Origin of the sequence: Neobacillus drentensis, assembly GCF_036962765.1 — a bacterium.
Taxonomy (GTDB): domain Bacteria; phylum Bacillota; class Bacilli; order Bacillales; family Cytobacillaceae; genus Neobacillus; species Neobacillus drentensis_C.
Genome location: NZ_JBALOS010000013.1, coordinates 1 through 17,487 on the forward strand (window position 1 = coordinate 1; position 17,487 = coordinate 17,487).

Annotated in this window: 16 protein-coding genes; all 16 read right to left on the reverse strand. The window is 40.4% G+C overall.

The window, feature by feature from the left end; genetic code table 11:
- Window positions 1–309 precede the first annotated feature (309 nt).
- Window positions 310–1,794 carry a lysine--tRNA ligase gene (gene lysS / locus V7137_RS02830; protein WP_335696659.1) on the reverse strand — a complete coding sequence of 495 codons (1,485 nt, stop codon included), beginning with the start codon at window positions 1,792–1,794 and terminating at the stop codon, window positions 310–312.
- Window positions 1,795–1,984: 190 nt separating this feature from the next.
- The gene (dusB, locus tag V7137_RS02835) at window positions 1,985–2,986 is read right to left on the reverse strand and encodes a tRNA dihydrouridine synthase DusB (protein WP_335696660.1); all 1,002 of its coding nucleotides are present in this window, start codon (window positions 2,984–2,986) and stop codon (window positions 1,985–1,987) included.
- 54 nt (window positions 2,987–3,040) lie between these two features.
- Window positions 3,041–3,247, reverse strand: coding sequence for a helix-turn-helix domain-containing protein (locus V7137_RS02840; protein WP_218351201.1), 207 nt, complete (start codon window positions 3,245–3,247; stop codon window positions 3,041–3,043).
- Window positions 3,199–3,726: a 2-amino-4-hydroxy-6-hydroxymethyldihydropteridine diphosphokinase gene (gene folK, locus V7137_RS02845; RefSeq protein WP_335696661.1), complete on the reverse strand. Its 528-nt coding sequence runs from the start codon at window positions 3,724–3,726 to the stop codon at window positions 3,199–3,201. Before folK ends, V7137_RS02840 begins: the two co-directional genes overlap by 49 nt.
- Window positions 3,727–3,728: 2 nt before the next feature.
- Window positions 3,729–4,088 carry a dihydroneopterin aldolase gene (folB, locus tag V7137_RS02850; RefSeq protein WP_335696662.1) on the reverse strand — a complete coding sequence of 120 codons (360 nt, stop codon included), beginning with the start codon at window positions 4,086–4,088 and terminating at the stop codon, window positions 3,729–3,731.
- Window positions 4,081–4,923, reverse strand: a complete 843-nt coding sequence (gene folP, locus V7137_RS02855; protein WP_335696663.1) for a dihydropteroate synthase — start codon at window positions 4,921–4,923, stop codon at window positions 4,081–4,083. Before folP ends, folB begins: the two co-directional genes overlap by 8 nt.
- Window positions 4,924–5,028: 105 nt before the next feature.
- Window positions 5,029–5,958 (reverse strand): cysteine synthase A, encoded by a 930-nt coding sequence (gene cysK / locus V7137_RS02860; protein ID WP_218351197.1) that lies wholly within the window; start codon window positions 5,956–5,958, stop codon window positions 5,029–5,031.
- A gap of 147 nt (window positions 5,959–6,105) precedes the next feature.
- Window positions 6,106–7,011, reverse strand: coding sequence for a peptidyl-prolyl cis-trans isomerase (locus V7137_RS02865; RefSeq protein ID WP_335696664.1), 906 nt, complete (start codon window positions 7,009–7,011; stop codon window positions 6,106–6,108).
- Between the two features lie 35 nt (window positions 7,012–7,046).
- A complete protein-coding gene (gene hslO, locus V7137_RS02870) occupies window positions 7,047–7,925 on the reverse strand; it encodes an Hsp33 family molecular chaperone HslO (RefSeq protein WP_335696665.1) in 879 nt (292 codons plus the stop codon).
- 21 nt (window positions 7,926–7,946) lie between these two features.
- Window positions 7,947–8,726, reverse strand: a complete 780-nt coding sequence (locus V7137_RS02875) for a type III pantothenate kinase (protein ID WP_335696666.1) — start codon at window positions 8,724–8,726, stop codon at window positions 7,947–7,949.
- Between the two features lie 109 nt (window positions 8,727–8,835).
- On the reverse strand, window positions 8,836–10,773 hold the full coding sequence (gene ftsH, locus V7137_RS02880; RefSeq protein WP_335696667.1) for an ATP-dependent zinc metalloprotease FtsH: 1,938 nt from the start codon (window positions 10,771–10,773) through the stop codon (window positions 8,836–8,838).
- Between the two features lie 106 nt (window positions 10,774–10,879).
- Complete coding sequence (gene hpt, locus V7137_RS02885) at window positions 10,880–11,425, reverse strand: hypoxanthine phosphoribosyltransferase (RefSeq protein ID WP_335696668.1); 546 nt, start codon at window positions 11,423–11,425, stop codon at window positions 10,880–10,882.
- A 24-nt stretch (window positions 11,426–11,449) separates the two neighbouring features.
- Window positions 11,450–12,835 carry a tRNA lysidine(34) synthetase TilS gene (gene tilS, locus V7137_RS02890; RefSeq protein WP_335696669.1) on the reverse strand — a complete coding sequence of 462 codons (1,386 nt, stop codon included), beginning with the start codon at window positions 12,833–12,835 and terminating at the stop codon, window positions 11,450–11,452.
- 190 nt (window positions 12,836–13,025) lie between these two features.
- The gene (locus tag V7137_RS02895) at window positions 13,026–14,054 is read right to left on the reverse strand and encodes a serine/threonine protein kinase (RefSeq protein WP_335696672.1); all 1,029 of its coding nucleotides are present in this window, start codon (window positions 14,052–14,054) and stop codon (window positions 13,026–13,028) included.
- Complete coding sequence (locus V7137_RS02900) at window positions 14,023–14,760, reverse strand: vWA domain-containing protein (RefSeq protein WP_335696670.1); 738 nt, start codon at window positions 14,758–14,760, stop codon at window positions 14,023–14,025. The genes V7137_RS02895 and V7137_RS02900 overlap by 32 nt, the downstream gene beginning before the upstream one ends.
- A 95-nt stretch (window positions 14,761–14,855) precedes the next feature.
- Entirely contained in the window at window positions 14,856–17,333 is a 2,478-nt protein-coding gene (gene spoIIE, locus V7137_RS02905) for a stage II sporulation protein E (protein WP_335696671.1), read from the reverse strand.
- Window positions 17,334–17,487 lie beyond the last annotated feature (154 nt).

Consider the following 17,487-nt stretch of genomic DNA (forward strand, 5'->3'; position numbering starts at 1 on the left):
TAATTGAAGCTAAAAGTTATTGTTTGTTTGCACGATTTTGTTTGTTTAGTTTTCAAAGATCAATTACTCAATCGCCTTAAAGCGACTTTATTATCTTACCAAGTTATCAACCGAAAGTCAACAACTTTTTTAACTTTTTTTCAAACCGTTACTGTCTCGCAGCAACAGATATTAATATACCACCATTAAAAGCCCAGTGCAATAGTATTTATTATATTTTTATTAAAAAGTGAAAGTAAAAATATTCTAACTCTTCATTATCAAAGTCATTGAAAAAGGTGCCGGGGTTGCCGGCACCTTTTTTTGAGATTATTTATGTCGCATAAGCGGGAATAATAGTACGTCACGGATGGATGGCGAATTAGTAAGCAGCATTACTAAGCGGTCAATTCCAATCCCTAGTCCACCTGTAGGCGGCATACCATACTCTAAAGCTTCAACAAAATCATCATCCATCATATGAGCTTCATCATTACCTTGTTCACGCTCTTTTAATTGCGCTTCAAATCGTTCTCTTTGGTCAATTGGATCATTCAGCTCAGTAAATGCATTTGCATGTTCGCGAGCGACAATGAACAATTCAAAACGGTCTGTGAATCGTGGGTCCTCATCATTTTTCTTTGCAAGTGGTGAGATCTCCACGGGGTGTCCATAAATAAAGGTAGGTTGAATTAGCTTTTCCTCTACCTTTTGCTCAAAGAATTCATTCACAATGTGACCATAAAGCATGTTGTTATTAATTTCAACACCGTGTTCTTTAGCAAGTTCACGTGCTTCTTCAACACTCATTTCTTTCCAGAAGTCTGCACCTGTGTATTCTTTAATTGCATCTACCATGTGAAGTCTCTTCCATTCAGGTTTCAGATCCACTTCATAATCGCCATACTGAACAGTCGTTGAACCAACTACTTCTTGGGCAATATGAGCAATTAAATTCTCGGTGAGACTCATGATATCACGATAATCTGCATAAGCTTCATAGAGTTCAATCATCGTGAATTCAGGATTGTGACGGGTCGAAACACCTTCGTTCCGGAATACACGGCCAATTTCATACACCTTTTCCAGTCCGCCCACGATCAGGCGCTTTAAGTGCAACTCAATCGCAATCCTCATAAATAATGGCATATCAAGTGCATTATGGTGGGTAATAAATGGACGTGCTGAAGCTCCACCTGCGATGGAATGCATCATTGGTGTTTCTACTTCTAAATAACCGTGATCATCTAAATAACGACGCATGGATTGGATAATACGGCTTCTTGCAATAAAGGTAGCCTTGCTTTCCTGGCTCATAATTAAGTCCAAATAACGCTGGCGGTAGCGCTGTTCCACATCCTTTAGTCCGTGGAATTTGTCAGGGAGCGGGCGCAAAGCTTTTGTTAAAAACACAAAGTCTTCCACTTTTACGGATAATTCGCCTACTTTTGTTTTAAAAAGTGTTCCCGTGACTCCAATAATGTCACCTAAGTCTGCGGAATCAAAAAGATTATAGTTTTCTTCACCTATTGCATCTTGTCGAACATATACTTGAATTTGACCTGTTAAATCTTGAAGATGCGCGAAGCCGGCTTTCCCTTTTCCACGCTTCGTCATAATTCGGCCAGCTAAAGAAACAGAAACATTTTTGGTTTCAATCTCTTCTTTTTCTAATTCCCCATACTGCTCAACCAATTCTTTTGTGCTGTGAGAACGGTCAAAACGCTTTCCGAATGGATCTAGACCATTTTCGCGCATGGTATTCATTTTTTCACGTCTGACCCTTAATTGGTCATTTAAATCTTCCTGACTCATAAAATCCACTCCAATTATCTTTTATTATGTAAAATGCTTTAATTAAGGCAATTCCATTTTTCTTCATACTTTATTATTTTACACAAACTTATACTTTCAGACATCAAAAAAATCTTAATAAAATAAAAACTGCCAGTTTTTTCACTGGCAGCATCCAATTAGTATAGAAAAGACACCTTAAGTGACAAATTTAACCTACAATCAATTGACTTTGTTCTTTTTCTTCCATTTCTGCAACTAAACCATTTAATAATGTCACTAAATAATCTCTCGTTTCACATTCATTAATGGCATTACGAACTTTGGCGTTGCCGCGTACCCCTTTTAAATACCAGGCTGCATGCTTACGCATTTCGCGAACGGCAATATCTTCATTTTTAAGAGCAATTAAGCGATCCAGGTGAAGGATACATACATCAATTTTTTCTCTCACGGATGGCTGCGGCATTAAGATACCAGTTTCTAAATATTGAATGGTGCGATAGATCATCCACGGGTCACCTAAAGCAGCTCTTCCAATCATTACCCCGTCTACGCCTGTTTCATCAAGCATGCGTTTCGCATCTTGCGGTGTCTGAACGTCACCATTACCAATCAACGGAATATTTAGGTTTTGCTTTACTTCACGAATAATATCCCAGTTTGCTTTCCCCTCATACATCTGAACACGCGTTCGCCCATGCAAGGAAACAGCCTTTCCTCCAGCACGTTCTACGGCCTGGGCATTTTTTACGGCAAAAATATGCTCTTCATCCCAGCCCATCCGCATTTTTACAGTAACAGGTTTTTCAACTTCCGCTACTACCGCAGAAACCATCTCATAAATTTTATTCGGGTCAAGCAGCCACTTTGCCCCAGCATCACATTTCGTAATTTTTGGAACAGGGCAGCCCATATTAATATCGATAATATCGGCATTTGTATTTTGATCAACAAACTTAGCCGCTTCGACAAGTGTTTTCTTTTCACCGCCAAAAATTTGCAAGCTTAACGGTTTTTCACGCTCATCGATATATAGCATATTCATTGTTTTTTCGTTTTTAAATACAATCCCTTTATCACTTACCATCTCTGCACAAACTAAACCAGCGCCAAACTCTTTTACCGTTAACCGGAATGCCGAGTTGCACACACCAGCCATCGGAGCTAGTACGACGGGATTCTTCATTTCAATATCGCCAATTTTCAACATAGAACTACCTCCTACTCTTCTTGTCTTTATTTATAAATGGGCACATTCCCAATTTTATTCCTTCGGCGTCAGGTCATCTAATGTGATTTTTAAAGATTCCGCAATCCTTTCAAGCAAATCAGCAGCAGGAAGTCGGTTCCCTCTTTCAATTTCGCCTAAAATTGATACTGATACACCTAGTTGTTTCGAAAAACCTTCTTGTGTAAAGCCCTTTAACTTCCGATAGGCTCGAATACGTCTTCCCCATTTTTCCGCTTCCATATTCGGACTCCTTCTTTATTTGGTAATTCTTCTAACGATCCCTCAAGTAATTTATTTATCTCCGAACATTGTTTGTCCTGATATATTTCTAAAAGTGGAATAATTACAAACGCCCGTTCTAACATCCTTGGATGTGGAACGATGAGCTTCTCGCTTTCAATATTTTCTTGGTTAAAGGTAAGAATGTCAAGGTCTATTGTTCGCGGACCCCACTTAACTTCCCTTTTTCTCCCAAGTTCTAATTCAATTCCTAAACATAAATCAAGTAAATCAATGGGATTCAGTGCTGTCTGAATCTCTATTACCATATTCAAAAATAAGTCCTGATCTTCATAGCCAATCGGATCCGTCTCATAAACAGAGGAGTAATTTACCAATTGAATACCAGAATAACTTGTTAACCTTTTAATCGCACTCGCTATATTATCATAACGGTTTCCTATATTCGAGCCAAGGGCAATAAATGCTGTGTTTTCCACTTTTATCTTCTCCTTGTAATTTCTACTGCAACGGACCTGTAATGGCCCGGAATCGGCGGATCTGGCTTAATCACCGTGACAGTAACCTCAGATACGAGTGGGAACCCATTCAAAATAGTAGCCGCAATTTTTTCTGCGACAGCTTCGACCAATTTATAAGGATTCCCCTCCACTATTTCTTTGCAGACTTGGTAGAGATCAGCATAATTCACTGAGTACTCCAGCTCATCGGTTTCTCCTGCCTTTTTTAAATCAAGGGAAACTGCTAAATCTACTGCAAATCGCTGCCCCAACCGTGTCTCTTCTGGAAAAACACCATGGTATCCGAAAAACTCCATTCTATTGACGTAGATTTTATCCAATCATTTCACCCTTTCCCATCAGGGCATCCATCATCTTAGCCATTCTGCTCATTTCTTTAACATCATGAACACGGATTATATGGCAGCCTTTTTGGATGCCGTAGCAGATGGTTGCTCCTGTACCTTCCATTCTTTCATGAACGGGAAGATCCAAAGCTTGGCCAATCATCGATTTTCTGGAGGTTCCTAGCAATACTGGGTAGCCTAGTTTCACAAATGTATCTAGATTCTGCATCGTTAACAGATTTTCTTGATAATCCCTTGCAAACCCGATACCCGGGTCGAGGATAATCTGTTCATCCTTAACCCCTGCCTTTTTAACGATGGCAATACTTTCATAAAGGTCATTGATGACGTCTCTCATAAATACCTGATAGTTTCGGTCGTGACGATTATGCATGAGCACAATCGGAATACCATAGGCAGCAGCAACTTGTCCCATCTTGTCATCCGCTTTTGCCCCCCATACATCATTAATCAGATGGGCCCCCGCTTCAATCGCCTGCTTTGCCACTTCTGCTTTATACGTATCAATCGATATCGGGACTTGGACATGTTCAGAAATCGCCTTAATAATGGGAATTACCCGCTTGATCTCCTCCTCGGCAGGGACAGTTGCAAAGCCTGGCCGTGTCGATTCACCGCCAATATCAATAATATCTGCTCCATTTGCCACCATTTCTTTTGCTCGTTCAACTGCAATGTCAATATGATTGAACTTACCGCCATCCGAAAAGGAATCTGGAGTAGCATTTAAAATGCCCATGATAATGGTCTTTTTACTACTATCCAAGGTATATGGCCCACATTGGATTTGTTCTAGAGATGTTTTCATACCTTTTCCTCCTTATCCAGCCTTTTTTCACTTCTATTATCATACATGAAATCTCAATTAGATTACAAAAAAAGAAGCACCGGCAAAGCCGACGCCTCTCAATTATTATTCTGCTTCGTATTGGTAAAGCGGTGTGCTTAAATAACGTTCGCCGTTATCTGGAATAATCGCAAGGACCTTTTTCCCTTTTCCAAGTTCTTTCGCCACTTTTAAGGCAGCGTGAATTGCTGCTCCTGAAGAAATACCTCCAAGGATCCCTTCTTCTCTTGCTGCACGGCGTGAAGCTGAGAATGCATCTTCCGCAGCAACTTGAATAATTTCATCATAGATATTTGTATTTAAAGTATCAGGTACAAAACCGGCACCAATACCTTGAATTTTGTGTGGACCTGGTTTACCACCCGATAAGACTGGAGAATCCGTAGGTTCTACTGCATAAATTTTAACATTTGGAAATTTCTCGCGGAGGACTTCACCTGCACCGGTGATAGTTCCGCCTGTTCCTATACCAGAAATAAAACCATCTAATTGATCCATTTGTTCTACAATTTCTTTACCCGTTGTTCTTCTATGAACTTCAGGGTTTGCTTCATTTTTAAATTGTTGCGGCAAGAAATAACCGTGTTCTTGAACGAGTTCTTCTGCCTTAGCAATTGCGCCCTTCATGCCGGCAGGTCCTGGTGTTAACACAAGCTCTGCACCGTATGCACGAAGTAGATTCCGACGTTCCAAACTCATCGTTTCAGGCATTACAAAGACAGCTTTGTAACCTTTTGCTGCAGCAATCATCGCAAGTCCAATTCCAGTATTTCCGCTCGTAGGCTCAATAATAGTATCAACACCTGGTTTGATTAAACCTTGCTCTTCCGCTGCTTCAATCATAGCTAAAGCGATACGATCTTTTACACTGCTGCCAGGGTTAAAATATTCCAGCTTCAGATATACCTCAGCACTATTTTCATCTACTAATCTGTTTAATTTAACAATAGGCGTTTGGCCGACTAATTCGGCAACTGAATTTGCAACACGCACCATTAAGAGCACCCCTATTCCGAGTAAATCGATTGGATTTATATCATTAAATTTACCAGTTTCGTATTGTGTTTGTCAATCGTTTTGTTTACGTATTTTTACAATATTCCAAATTTACTTTTTCTATCTGTGTACAGAAAAAGCACAGAATCACTCTGTGCTTTCGTTTCCTTTTTGACCATAAAACCATTCGACCTTGGCATCATCCCAAAATGTAGTGGCAGATGCAGGTGATTTCATTTGTTCGAGAGCAATTTGCCTGCGAATTTGCTTCTTTACATCAGCAAAGGAATATTTTTTCCCACCGATCTTTCCTTCTAACTTAAGGATGGCATAACCTTCGTCCACTTTGATTGGTGTACTGTAAGCTTCTTTCTTCAATTCTTTCGCGATTTCGATATATTGACTGGGATAACGCTCATCCCCTTCACTAATATACCCTATATCGCCGCCCTTATTTGCAGAAAACTCCTCAATCGATCGTTCCATTGCTAACGTTGCAAAATCCGAACCTTGATCTAACTCTTGCAAAGCCCTGTCCGCTTCTTCTAGTGTACCCACCACAATATGTGATAAATGATAGGAAGCTGGTACATTAAATAAGTCTTCGTTTTTTTGATAATAACTTTTGAGTTCACTGGTTGAAACTTCTACATCTTTCGTTAAAAGTTCCTCTAAAAGAAGGTTGCTGCGGATTTGTTCCTTCCACTTTTTCTCATCTTTGATCGTCTGTTTATTAAATATATTCGTAGTCGATTGCAGCATTCTAAATTCGCGGTCGACATCTTGGCTGGGCACTTTTATATTATATTTTGCAGCCATTTCTTCTATGACCTTTTGATCGACCATTTCTTTTAAAACATCTTTCCCATATCTTGATTCGAGCTCATTTAACCAATCTTGTCGTAGGATCGTCTTTTTTCCAATGGTCGCTACTGTCTCATCATTTATGACCGTACCGCCTGCCATATTTGCCTTTGATAGAAAAAAAGCGATTGTTAGGCAGTTCACCAATATCAGGGCGGCAATCACCATCCAAAGTTGCTTCCTTCCCAATCTCTCTCCTCCCATCAGAAAAGGGCAAGCACCCGCTACTTCGCTTCTTTTTTAAGCTCTTCTAGTTCATCACTTGTAAAAAGGTATTTTTCATTGCAAAAGTGACAATGTGCCTCAGCCTGGCCATCTTCTTCAATCATTGCCGTAATCTCTGCCGCTCCTAAACCAATAATGGCGTTAGCGAATCGTTCTTTGGAGCAATTACACACAAAGCCCACCGGCATCGTTTCTAGAACCTTTACTTGTTCTTTTCCAAAAAGTTCTTCTAGAATTTGCTCCGGTGTTAATCCTCGCTCAATTAATTTCGAGATAGGCTCAATCGTTTTTAGGCGCTCCTCTAGTTTTGAAATAATGGGATCCGGTGTGCCAGGCATTAATTGAAAAATAAAGCCGCCTGCTGCCAAAATCGTATCATCCGGGTTCACTAAAACACCTACCCCAACGGAAGACGGTACCTGCTCAGAGGTAGCAAAGTAATACGTGAAGTCCTCACCTAATTCTCCAGATACAAGTGGAACTTGACCAGAAAAAAAGTCACGTAATCCGATATCCTTGACGACAGCTAACATACCGTCTGTCCCAACGGCACGACTGACGTCCAGCTTGCCATGTTCATTTGATTCAAAATCCACCTCTGGGTTTGTTACGTAACCACGGACTTCCCCTTTTGCATTACTATCTACAACAATTGGTCCTAGTGGGCCGCCGCCATTAATTTTAATCGTTAATTTATCCTCACCCTTTAGCATCGCACCCATCATCACGCCTGCGGTCAATGTGCGGCCAAGTGCAGCGGATGCCGTTCTCCAGGTTTGATGACGCCTTTGTGCCTCCGTCACGGTATCTGTCGTGCGAACGGCAAAGGCGCGAATATTTCCATCATAAGCAAGTGCCTTTACAAGATAATCATTCATTGTTAAACCCCTTTCTTGCTGTTATTCCTTAGGTTGCCCTATGTTCCTTTTATAGATAAGCTGTAATCCTTTTAAAGTTAAAAATGGGTCGACAACATCAATAATGGTTGATTCTTGGGCAATTAAATTGGCTAAACCACCGGTCGCAATGACGGTAGGCTTTTTCTCGCCTTGCTCCATCATCCGCTTTACAATCCCCTCGACTTGTCCTACATACCCGTAGACAATACCTGCCTGCATGGCTGCCACCGTATTTTTGCCAATTACACCTTCTGGACGGGCAATTTCTATTCTCGGCAGTTTGGACGCTCGCGAATAAAGCGCCTCTGTTGAAATGCCCACACCTGGGGCAATCGCACCACCCATATATTGACGTTCCTCATTCACATAACAATACGTTGTGGCTGTACCAAAATCGACAATAATCAGCGGACTTCCATATTCATGAATCGCAGCTACGGCATTAACGATTCGGTCAGCACCCACTTCTCTCGGGTTTTCATATTTTATGTTCAAACCTGTTTTGATTCCTGGGCCAACAACAAACGGTTTAATGTGAAAATACTTTTGGCACATTCTTTCTAGTGCAAACATGATTGGTGGAACCACCGAAGAGATAATGATACCGTCAATATCGGAAAAAGAGAGGCCTGCATGATCGAACAATGCTTTAATGTTCATTCCAAACTCATCTTCTGTACGGTTTCTATTGGTCTCCACACGCCAGTGATATTTAAGCTCATCCCCATCATACACACCTAGCACTATATTGGTATTTCCTACATCAAATACGAAAATCAAATCTATCACTCACTTTTCAGATTATTCTCTTCTATACTGAAAACATAATACCATATATCAGGTTAATCCTGAAAAAAAAAGAGCGCTTCAATGAAGCGCTCTTAACCATTTATTGATTATCTAATTCGTCAGAAGAGGGTTGAGACTCAAGCTCTTCCTTTTTCTTATTGATGTTGACCTTCACATCATCTGTTTTTTTCGGGCCGATTTTTACAGCTTCTAAAGCTTGATTAGGTTCTGGCATACGGCCATGGTCAACCAAGTATTTAATCTGTTCAGCCACAAGTGTTTCCACTTCAAGTAATGTTTTCGCAATGAGATCAAGCTTATCACGATTTTCAGTTAGAATGACTCTGGCTCTTTCATAACATTCTTTAATAATTCGTTGAACTTCCAAGTCGATTTCATAGGCAATCGCATCGGAATAATTCTGTTCATTATGAATGTCACGACCTAAGAATACCTGACCACCTGAACCTTGACCAAACTGAAGCGGTCCGAGCTTATCACTCATACCATATTCGGTAACCATCTTACGAGCAATTCCTGTAGCACGTTGGAAATCGTTGTGGGCTCCAGTACTTACTTCCCCAAACACAATCTCTTCGGCGACACGCCCGCCTAATAAGCCAACAATTTTATCAAGCAATTCTGGCTTCGTCATAAAGTAACGGTCTTCCCTCGGAAGCATAACAGCATATCCACCTGCTTGACCGCGCGGTACGATTGTAACCTTATGGACCATATCTGCTTCATCAAGTACTAACCCGATGACCGTATGTCCACCCTCATGGAAAGCAACAATATTTCGTTCTTTTTCGGAAATAACGCGGCTCTTTTTAGCTGGACCGGCAATGACGCGGTCTGTTGCTTCATCAATGTCTTCCATATCGATTTTCTTCTTACTGCTGCGGGCTGCTACTAAAGCCGCCTCATTCAATAAGTTTTCTAAATCAGCACCCGAGAAACCAGGTGTACGCATCGCAATGTTTTTCAAGTTTACAGATTCGTCTAATGGTTTATTACGCGCATGAACTTTTAGGACAGCTTCACGTCCAATAACGTCCGGACGATCTACAGTAATTTGTCGGTCAAAACGACCGGGACGTAATAACGCAGGATCTAATATATCTGCACGGTTTGTAGCAGCAATAATGATAATTCCTTCATTTGCCCCAAATCCATCCATTTCAACAAGCAATTGGTTCAATGTTTGCTCACGTTCATCATGTCCGCCGCCTAACCCAGCGCCACGCTGACGTCCAACTGCATCAATTTCATCAATAAAGATTATACATGGTGCATTTTTCTTAGCGTTTTCGAATAGATCACGCACACGGGAAGCCCCAACCCCGACAAACATTTCAACGAAATCAGAACCACTAATCGAGAAGAATGGAACGCCTGCTTCACCTGCAGTTGCACGAGCTAGCAATGTTTTACCAGTACCTGGAGGACCCACAAGCAGGACCCCTTTAGGAATCCGGGCACCCAGTTCAGCAAATTTCCGTGGATCTTTTAAAAATTCAACGACTTCCACTAATTCTGCTTTTTCTTCATCCGCACCGGCTACATCTCTAAAGCGGACTTTTTTCTTATCATCGTTATAAAGCTTTGCCTTGGATTTACCAAAGTTCATAACACGGCTGCCGCCGCCTTGTGCTTGGTTTAATAAGAAGAAGAATAAAATAAAGATAATCACAAACGGAATAATCGATGTAAAGAATGTCACCCAGCCGCTTGTTTCCTTTGCAGGCATTACTTCTACCTTTGAATCAGCTTTATTAATTTTGTTAATAATTTCTTCACTGTTTGGAATATACGTTATGAATTTTTTCTTCGTTTCCAACTCACCACGAACTTCATAAACCCCTCGTTCAGGCTGCATGGAGAACGAATTTACTTTGCCATTTTCTAATTGGGTAACAAACTTATCATATGAAATATGATCTGTCGGTTCATTGCTTCCATTGAAGAAACTCACCACGCCAATAATGACTAAAAATATCAATAAATAAAAGATGGTATTACGGAAGATCCGATTCATCTCTTACCTCCTCCCACGATGGACAAACTATATTAAATGGTATCATAGAAAATCTTACAAATTCAAGAAATTACACTCATTTGCTATCTAACTTAAAACTTTATCCTTAGAGATTATCGCTGTATACTTCCGGTTTTAGGACGCCAATGTATGGAAGGTTTCGATATTTTTCAATATAATCCAAGCCATAACCGACAACAAATTCATCTGGCACTATAAAGCCAACATAATCCGCTTTAATGGCACTTTTTCTCCCAGTTGGTTTATCGAGCAGTGTCACAATTTTGATGGATTTTGCTTTCCTATACTTGAATAAGTCAACCAAATAGCTAAGTGTTAGACCACTATCGATTATATCTTCGATAATGAGAATGTCTCTTCCTTCAACAGATGTATCTAAATCCTTAATAATTTTTACTTCCCCAGAAGAAACAAGTCCGGATCCGTAGCTGGATACATCCATAAAATCCATTTCAAGATAGCAATCCATACGTTTTAATAAATCAGCCATAAACGGCATAGCACCTTTTAAAACACCAATTGCAAGCGGAAATTTATCTTGGTATTCTTCCGTTAACTGTGCAGCTAATTCTCTGATCATAGTTTGAATTTCCTCTTCTGATACTAATACCTGTTTAATGTCCTGTTTCATCTAAATGTGCCCCCTAGAAGATCCTTACTTTTGATATGTGAATAGTATATATTGTTGAGCTGTGTAATCTATGCCTTCAATTGAAGATTTTTTTAAACCTGGCAGCCAAATAATACCTTCTTTTGTGTCAGTTAGTACGGGCCACATATTTCGTTCTTCAACTGGTACTTTTTGATCAATGAATATCGCCTTTAATTTTTTTGAACCTTGCATCCCCTTTATTGTCATGCGGTCGCCTATTTTTCTAGAGCGAATAATAATTGGCCACTTTATCTTGTTTATACTAAACAATGCAGAATTACCATCTGCCACTGGAATTTCCCCCATTATATATCTGCTACTAATTTTCCCGCCATTCGGCAAGTTAATCACACCAGGCTCTGTCATTTCAAATTGATAGGACGACGCCTCAATCGATTGAAATTGGAATGAAAGGGAATAATAGGAACGGATAACTTTTAAACCATTAGGGAAATCGAGATGACCTGATGGCTGAGGATGTTGAATTAAGAAAAATACTTGATCAATATGTACAGCAGATAAAGAAGCAGGTTTTTCTTTGTAAAGATAGTTTAATATTAGTTTAATCCCTCTCCTTTGTAAAGGTAAAGGCACTTCAAGAAATCGGTTAATGTCAATGGTAATTTTGGACTCTTCCTTTTTTGTGAATACTGTATTCATTTGCTGAATAGTTAATTCCTGAAGAAAGGTTTCATCGCTTGTTAATTCTTCACTAAACCGTTGAAAATGTTCATGGACAAGCGGGTTTTCATTTTTCAAAAAAGGAATGACTTCTTTACGAAACCGATTTCTGCTATAGATTCCTTTTTCGTTACTAGGATCTATTCTCGGGCTAAGGTTATGCTTGTGACAGTAGTCTTCAATGTCAGTCCTCTCTACCCCTAAAAACGGACGGAAAATCGTGCCCTTATGAAACGGGCGGCTAAACGGTATACCTGCACGGGCAAGACCTGTACTACCTCTCGTTACTCTCATCAGCATCGTTTCCATTTGGTCATCGCCATGATGTGCCAGCGCTAAAAATGGATACTGATACTTTTCCATGATTTCTGAAAAAAACTCATACCTGACGTCTCGTGCCGCGATTTGCGAACTTTTACCTGTTCTCTCCATTATTTCCGGGACATTAACCCTCGTCATTTCAAACGGAATGCTATGCTGTTCACAAAAATTTCGAACAAAAAGCGCATCCTCATAAGACTCCTGCCCCCGAAACATATGGTCTACATGCGCCACAACAAGGGAAATACCTTCCTTCTCTTTTTCCGTGAGCAGATAGTGGAGCAGTGCCAGTGAATCTGGCCCTCCTGAAACACCAATAACCATTTTTTTCGAGGTTAACTGAAATTCCTGGTGATGGAGGAAGGCCTTGACTTTAGTTTCTAACATAATATTGCTCTCTTCCTTAAACCAAAGTTTAAAACTTAATTACCGCATGAATAACCTTAGTCTACCACTTTTAAGAATAAAGTATCAAAGCATTTGGTATTGCAAAATGCCTAGAAATTTTTCCTATTCATTTACGCAAATTTAGACGTATACATCATATACGGATGACTTAGGAAATAGTTTCAAACATTTATAGTAATTTATTAAATGTGTACCATGCATATAAAAGACCTAATATGATTGCGATTAACCAAAATTCCATCCAGCCACTTTTTTTCTTCTTTTTACGATAGTGCTGTCTTGTTATCGGCCGAGTTGCCACTGAACTTGTTGGAGGGTGTTGTTTTTGTTTTTGTTGTTGTGCCGGTTTGCTCGTTCCAGCAGTCTTTGCAGAAAGCGGGTCAGGAATTTTTTTATCAATCATGAGATTTAAAAGGTCAGCCCTCATTTGTTTTGCGCTGCTATAATGGCCTTGAAGTGCTTTTACAATCACCTTTTCCCATGCCAATAACTCTGGCTTCTGACGAATAGCTTCCCTTAATTGCGAGATCCCCCCCGTTGTTTTCGTCAATCGTTTTGGATAGGCGGTATTGATCATAATCATTGCCACCGCAAACAAGTCATACGAGGGTTCAGCCTTCCTCGAACCCAGCCCCCAATAACCGCGGTCATAAAACTCAGTGAATTCCTTGATCGCTCTCCCCTGAATCGTGGTGCCGCCAACATCAATACACCTTATTTTAGGCGGGGGGCCGGTGACAATTAAATTTTCTGGCTTTAGGTCACCAAAGACCCAGCCATTTTCATGAAGCTTGTCTAAATCATTTAACAGCTGCAAAAATAACACACTTGTCCAGGATCTTCCCTTTTGTTGTAAAAAAGATAAAAAGTCAGGGCCTTGTATGTATTCCATAACATAGAAGGAAATAAGTCCTTGATTACTCTGCCAATCATCGACATCAAGCAAACAAGGCCCAAGGGTTGGGGTTCCCTGGACCTTTGCTAAGGATTTTAGAACATTTACTTCAGAAGTAACCGACATCCCATTATCACTCATTTTTAACGCTACCTGGGTGTTATTATGATTGGCAAGGTAGACCACTCCGTTTGCTCCAAATCCAAGTTCCTTAATGATTGTGTACTTGTTGAAATGCCACTTCCCTGAAATGACGGTTCCTGGGCTAACCTTACATTGATTCTTCAAAGTATGATTCATCATCACGTGAAATAAGGCTCCTTAAGGATTGTTTTTGATCAAATGAGGCTAAAGCTGTCCGTAACGCTGGTCCTGTAGGGGTAATTCCTCCGGTCGATAATTGGGAAAACACACTTGTTAATGTTTGCAGTTTCGGCGTCCAATCCAGCAATTTTTCGACATCTTTCTTTTTCCCGGGAAATACATAAACTGAAAATTGATTATCACCTGTACGGGCGTTTAAGCTTAGAGATAGGTCAAGCAGCGCTTCTTTCACCGTCGGCAGTTTATGTTTCATACTTGCACTTGTATCGACAAGAATCAACACCTCTAATTCGACAGTTTCTCCTAATTCATCCACAACCTCCATCACTTCCCCGCGTTTTTCCGGCGGGAGATCTTCCATTGTTTGAGATCGTCCTAAGATTTGCTGCAATTCTCGGTTTACCACTCCTTGAATCGTTTGATTCATGGCCTTCCGTGTAACCATTTGTACGGTTTGCGATAGTTGCTGAGCATAGACAATCTGACTGACTCCTCCGCCTGACATCGCAATCCCTTCAATTTCAGTCATCCCTTTTTCATCAATTGTATCCTGTTCCATTACCCCGATGACATTAACAGTAATTCCTTGTTCGTGTGCGAGTGCAGCCATGGCAATCGGATCGTCCCCATGATTGGAACATCCATCAGTAATCAGTAAGATTTGGCGAATTTTCCCTGTATACATAACCTTCTCCCTCCACTACTTGTATTGGTACCATTTTCGACGGGAAGAAGGTGATTTATACATATTTTAATAGGTGACTGTATAAAATAACTCGTTTAGGCTTGCCGCTTTAATTTTTGAACTGGAATCGATGCCCATTTCGGGGTATTATGTTTTATTTTTGCAACAGTCACCGTCATATCATCATGGATGACCTCCGATCTCGATCGAATTACTTCCTCAAGGATTAAATCAGCTACTTCTTGTGGGTCATCTGTCTCTAATCCTTGTAATTTTCGCTTCATCCATAAATCATAGTTCTCGACATGCAAAGGTCCTTCAAATACCCCATCACTCATCATGATGAGTAAATCGCCGGCTTTTAATTGTTCACTTACCACATCTACTTCAAATTCTTGAATCATCCCAATCGGCAAATTGCTGGCCTGGATTTTAATAATTTTATTTCCTCGTTTAATAAAGCTAGGTGTCGAACCAATTTTAAGAAACTTTGCTGATGCATTTTGCAGATCAATCATCGCTAAGTCTAATGTAGAAAAGATTTCATCTGTCGTTCGAAGTGAAAGGATCGAATTAACCGATTTAATTGCCACCTTTTCCTCAATTCCGGATTGGAGGATTTTTTGCAAAAGAAGCAATGTTTCTTTACTCTCGTAATGCGCTCTTTCGCCATTTCCCATCCCATCACTGATGGCAATCGCATATTTTCCAAACCCCAGTTCAATCGTCGAATAGCTATCGCCCGAAACAAGACCGCCATCCTTAGCGGCATGGGCCACACCTGTTTGGACCGTATACGCCTTGGACGACCTAAACGTCACATGGCAAAAATCATTCGGGATGGTTGCACATTCTTCCATTTTGACCACGATGGTCTCCCCGAGAATGTCTGACAACATCGGCGCAATCAGCTTTTCACATTCCCCGTGACCATTGCAAAATGGTAGAGACATTTCAATATCGACATTTCCTTGTTCAAGGCTATAAATTTCTACCTGTTCAATATGGATTCCGAATGATTGCATCGCCTCCATAATTTGCTCTTCTTGTTTATGGTGATTTTCTCTTTCTCGTTGAATCTCTTTCGCAAAATTCTCCATAACTTCGGACACGCCTAATAATTGGTCGGCCACCAGCCTGCGGCTTTCTTGAACCTGCCTTTTTAGTTTTTGATTGGCTTGGAAAAAGGTTAATTCCTGTCCAATCGATTCATATACTTTTTTGGAACGGGTGCAAATCTTCTCCCATTCTCGTGTTAGTTTAGAAGAAACATTCCCATTATTTTGGTCCATTTCGTGAATAATTTCTTCCATATAGGCATAGGTTGTATTAAAATTACTCGCCCAGCATTGTTCCTTCTTAAAGCAGGTTTGGCAGGTTTTTTCGGTGACGTTGCTCATAAAGTAATCCATTTCCCGTTCACTTTCGTCCTCCTTTGGCTGGACTTCCATTTGTGAAAAGCTTTTGGACAAGGCATGGAAGACATTCGAGAATTGCGAAACCCGCTGCGCGGTGACATCGCGCATTTTCCGCATATATTTTTGCTGTTCCGCTGTGTATTCGGGCGTACCAGGAATATATTTTGCTAATCGTGAAGTTAATACCTGCGGTGTGAGCAGGAATAAGAAGACAGCGGCTGCGGTCTCCAAAACCGTTAGCAGGATGGTGCCATCGCCGCCTTCCCCATACATGCCGATGAGGAGTGTCGCAATAAATAGGCCAATCGATACACCAATCTTCTTCCCTTCCTTCATTAGACCGCCCAGAACACCTGAAAAAGCAAGTAGACTCATATGGTAAAAGCTAGAAACACTCGCAAGACTAAAGATTAACCCTGTGACCACCCCAACGGTGGAACCGACCGTTGCTCCCGCAATAAAAGAGAACACTAGTACTAGGTATCTCGACAAGATATGCTCAACCGACAAGTCATATACCTTCCAGCCGATTGTCCCCGTCATGATCGAAGCGAGCATAATAATTAAGCAGACGATTTCTTCAGTTTTTAACAATTGTCTCCGTTTGTTAAAGGTCAACAATGGGATACTTTGTAAAAATATCAGCGTTAATATAAACGCAAGACTTGTTTGGACCCCGACCATCATGAAATCATATAGCGTTAATTGTGTCGAAAGGATAAACGCTTCAGCTAGTTTCCCCAGTCCAAGTATAATCCCGACAAAAAAAGGTAAAGCTTTCAACTCGTTTTTTACCCATTTCTTGCTTATTCGGAAAATAACGATAAAACAAAGGGTCACGATAAAAGTAAAGGCAGCGTTTGTTAGTGAAATGGTCACTGCTCCGATTACAAGTCCGATCAAGGCAAGCGGTGCCCGATCACGCTTAATTAAATAAACAGAGGCAAAATAAGGAAGGCAAAAAGGAGTCAGCTTCGCCAAAATCAGGGCCCGTCCTAGCAAAAAACCAACCAATAATAACAAGAACCCCTTTTTTATGAAAAAGGACTCCAGCATTAGTTGAATTTTTTTCAATCCACTCTGCAAAGCCCATTTGGATGAATGAAGATTAACTTCACTGGCAGGTTCTATGAAACTAGCATGTGTCTTTTCCATAAATCACACTCCCTATTTTTTAATTGTTCAGATAATTATAAGTTTAATAGACATAAAAGTTTGTCAAATTGATGAACAAGCAAAAAAAATCGTTCGACTGTTTTCACTATTATCATTCAAATAATATTAAATAGTGTCGTTGGATGTCATCGTT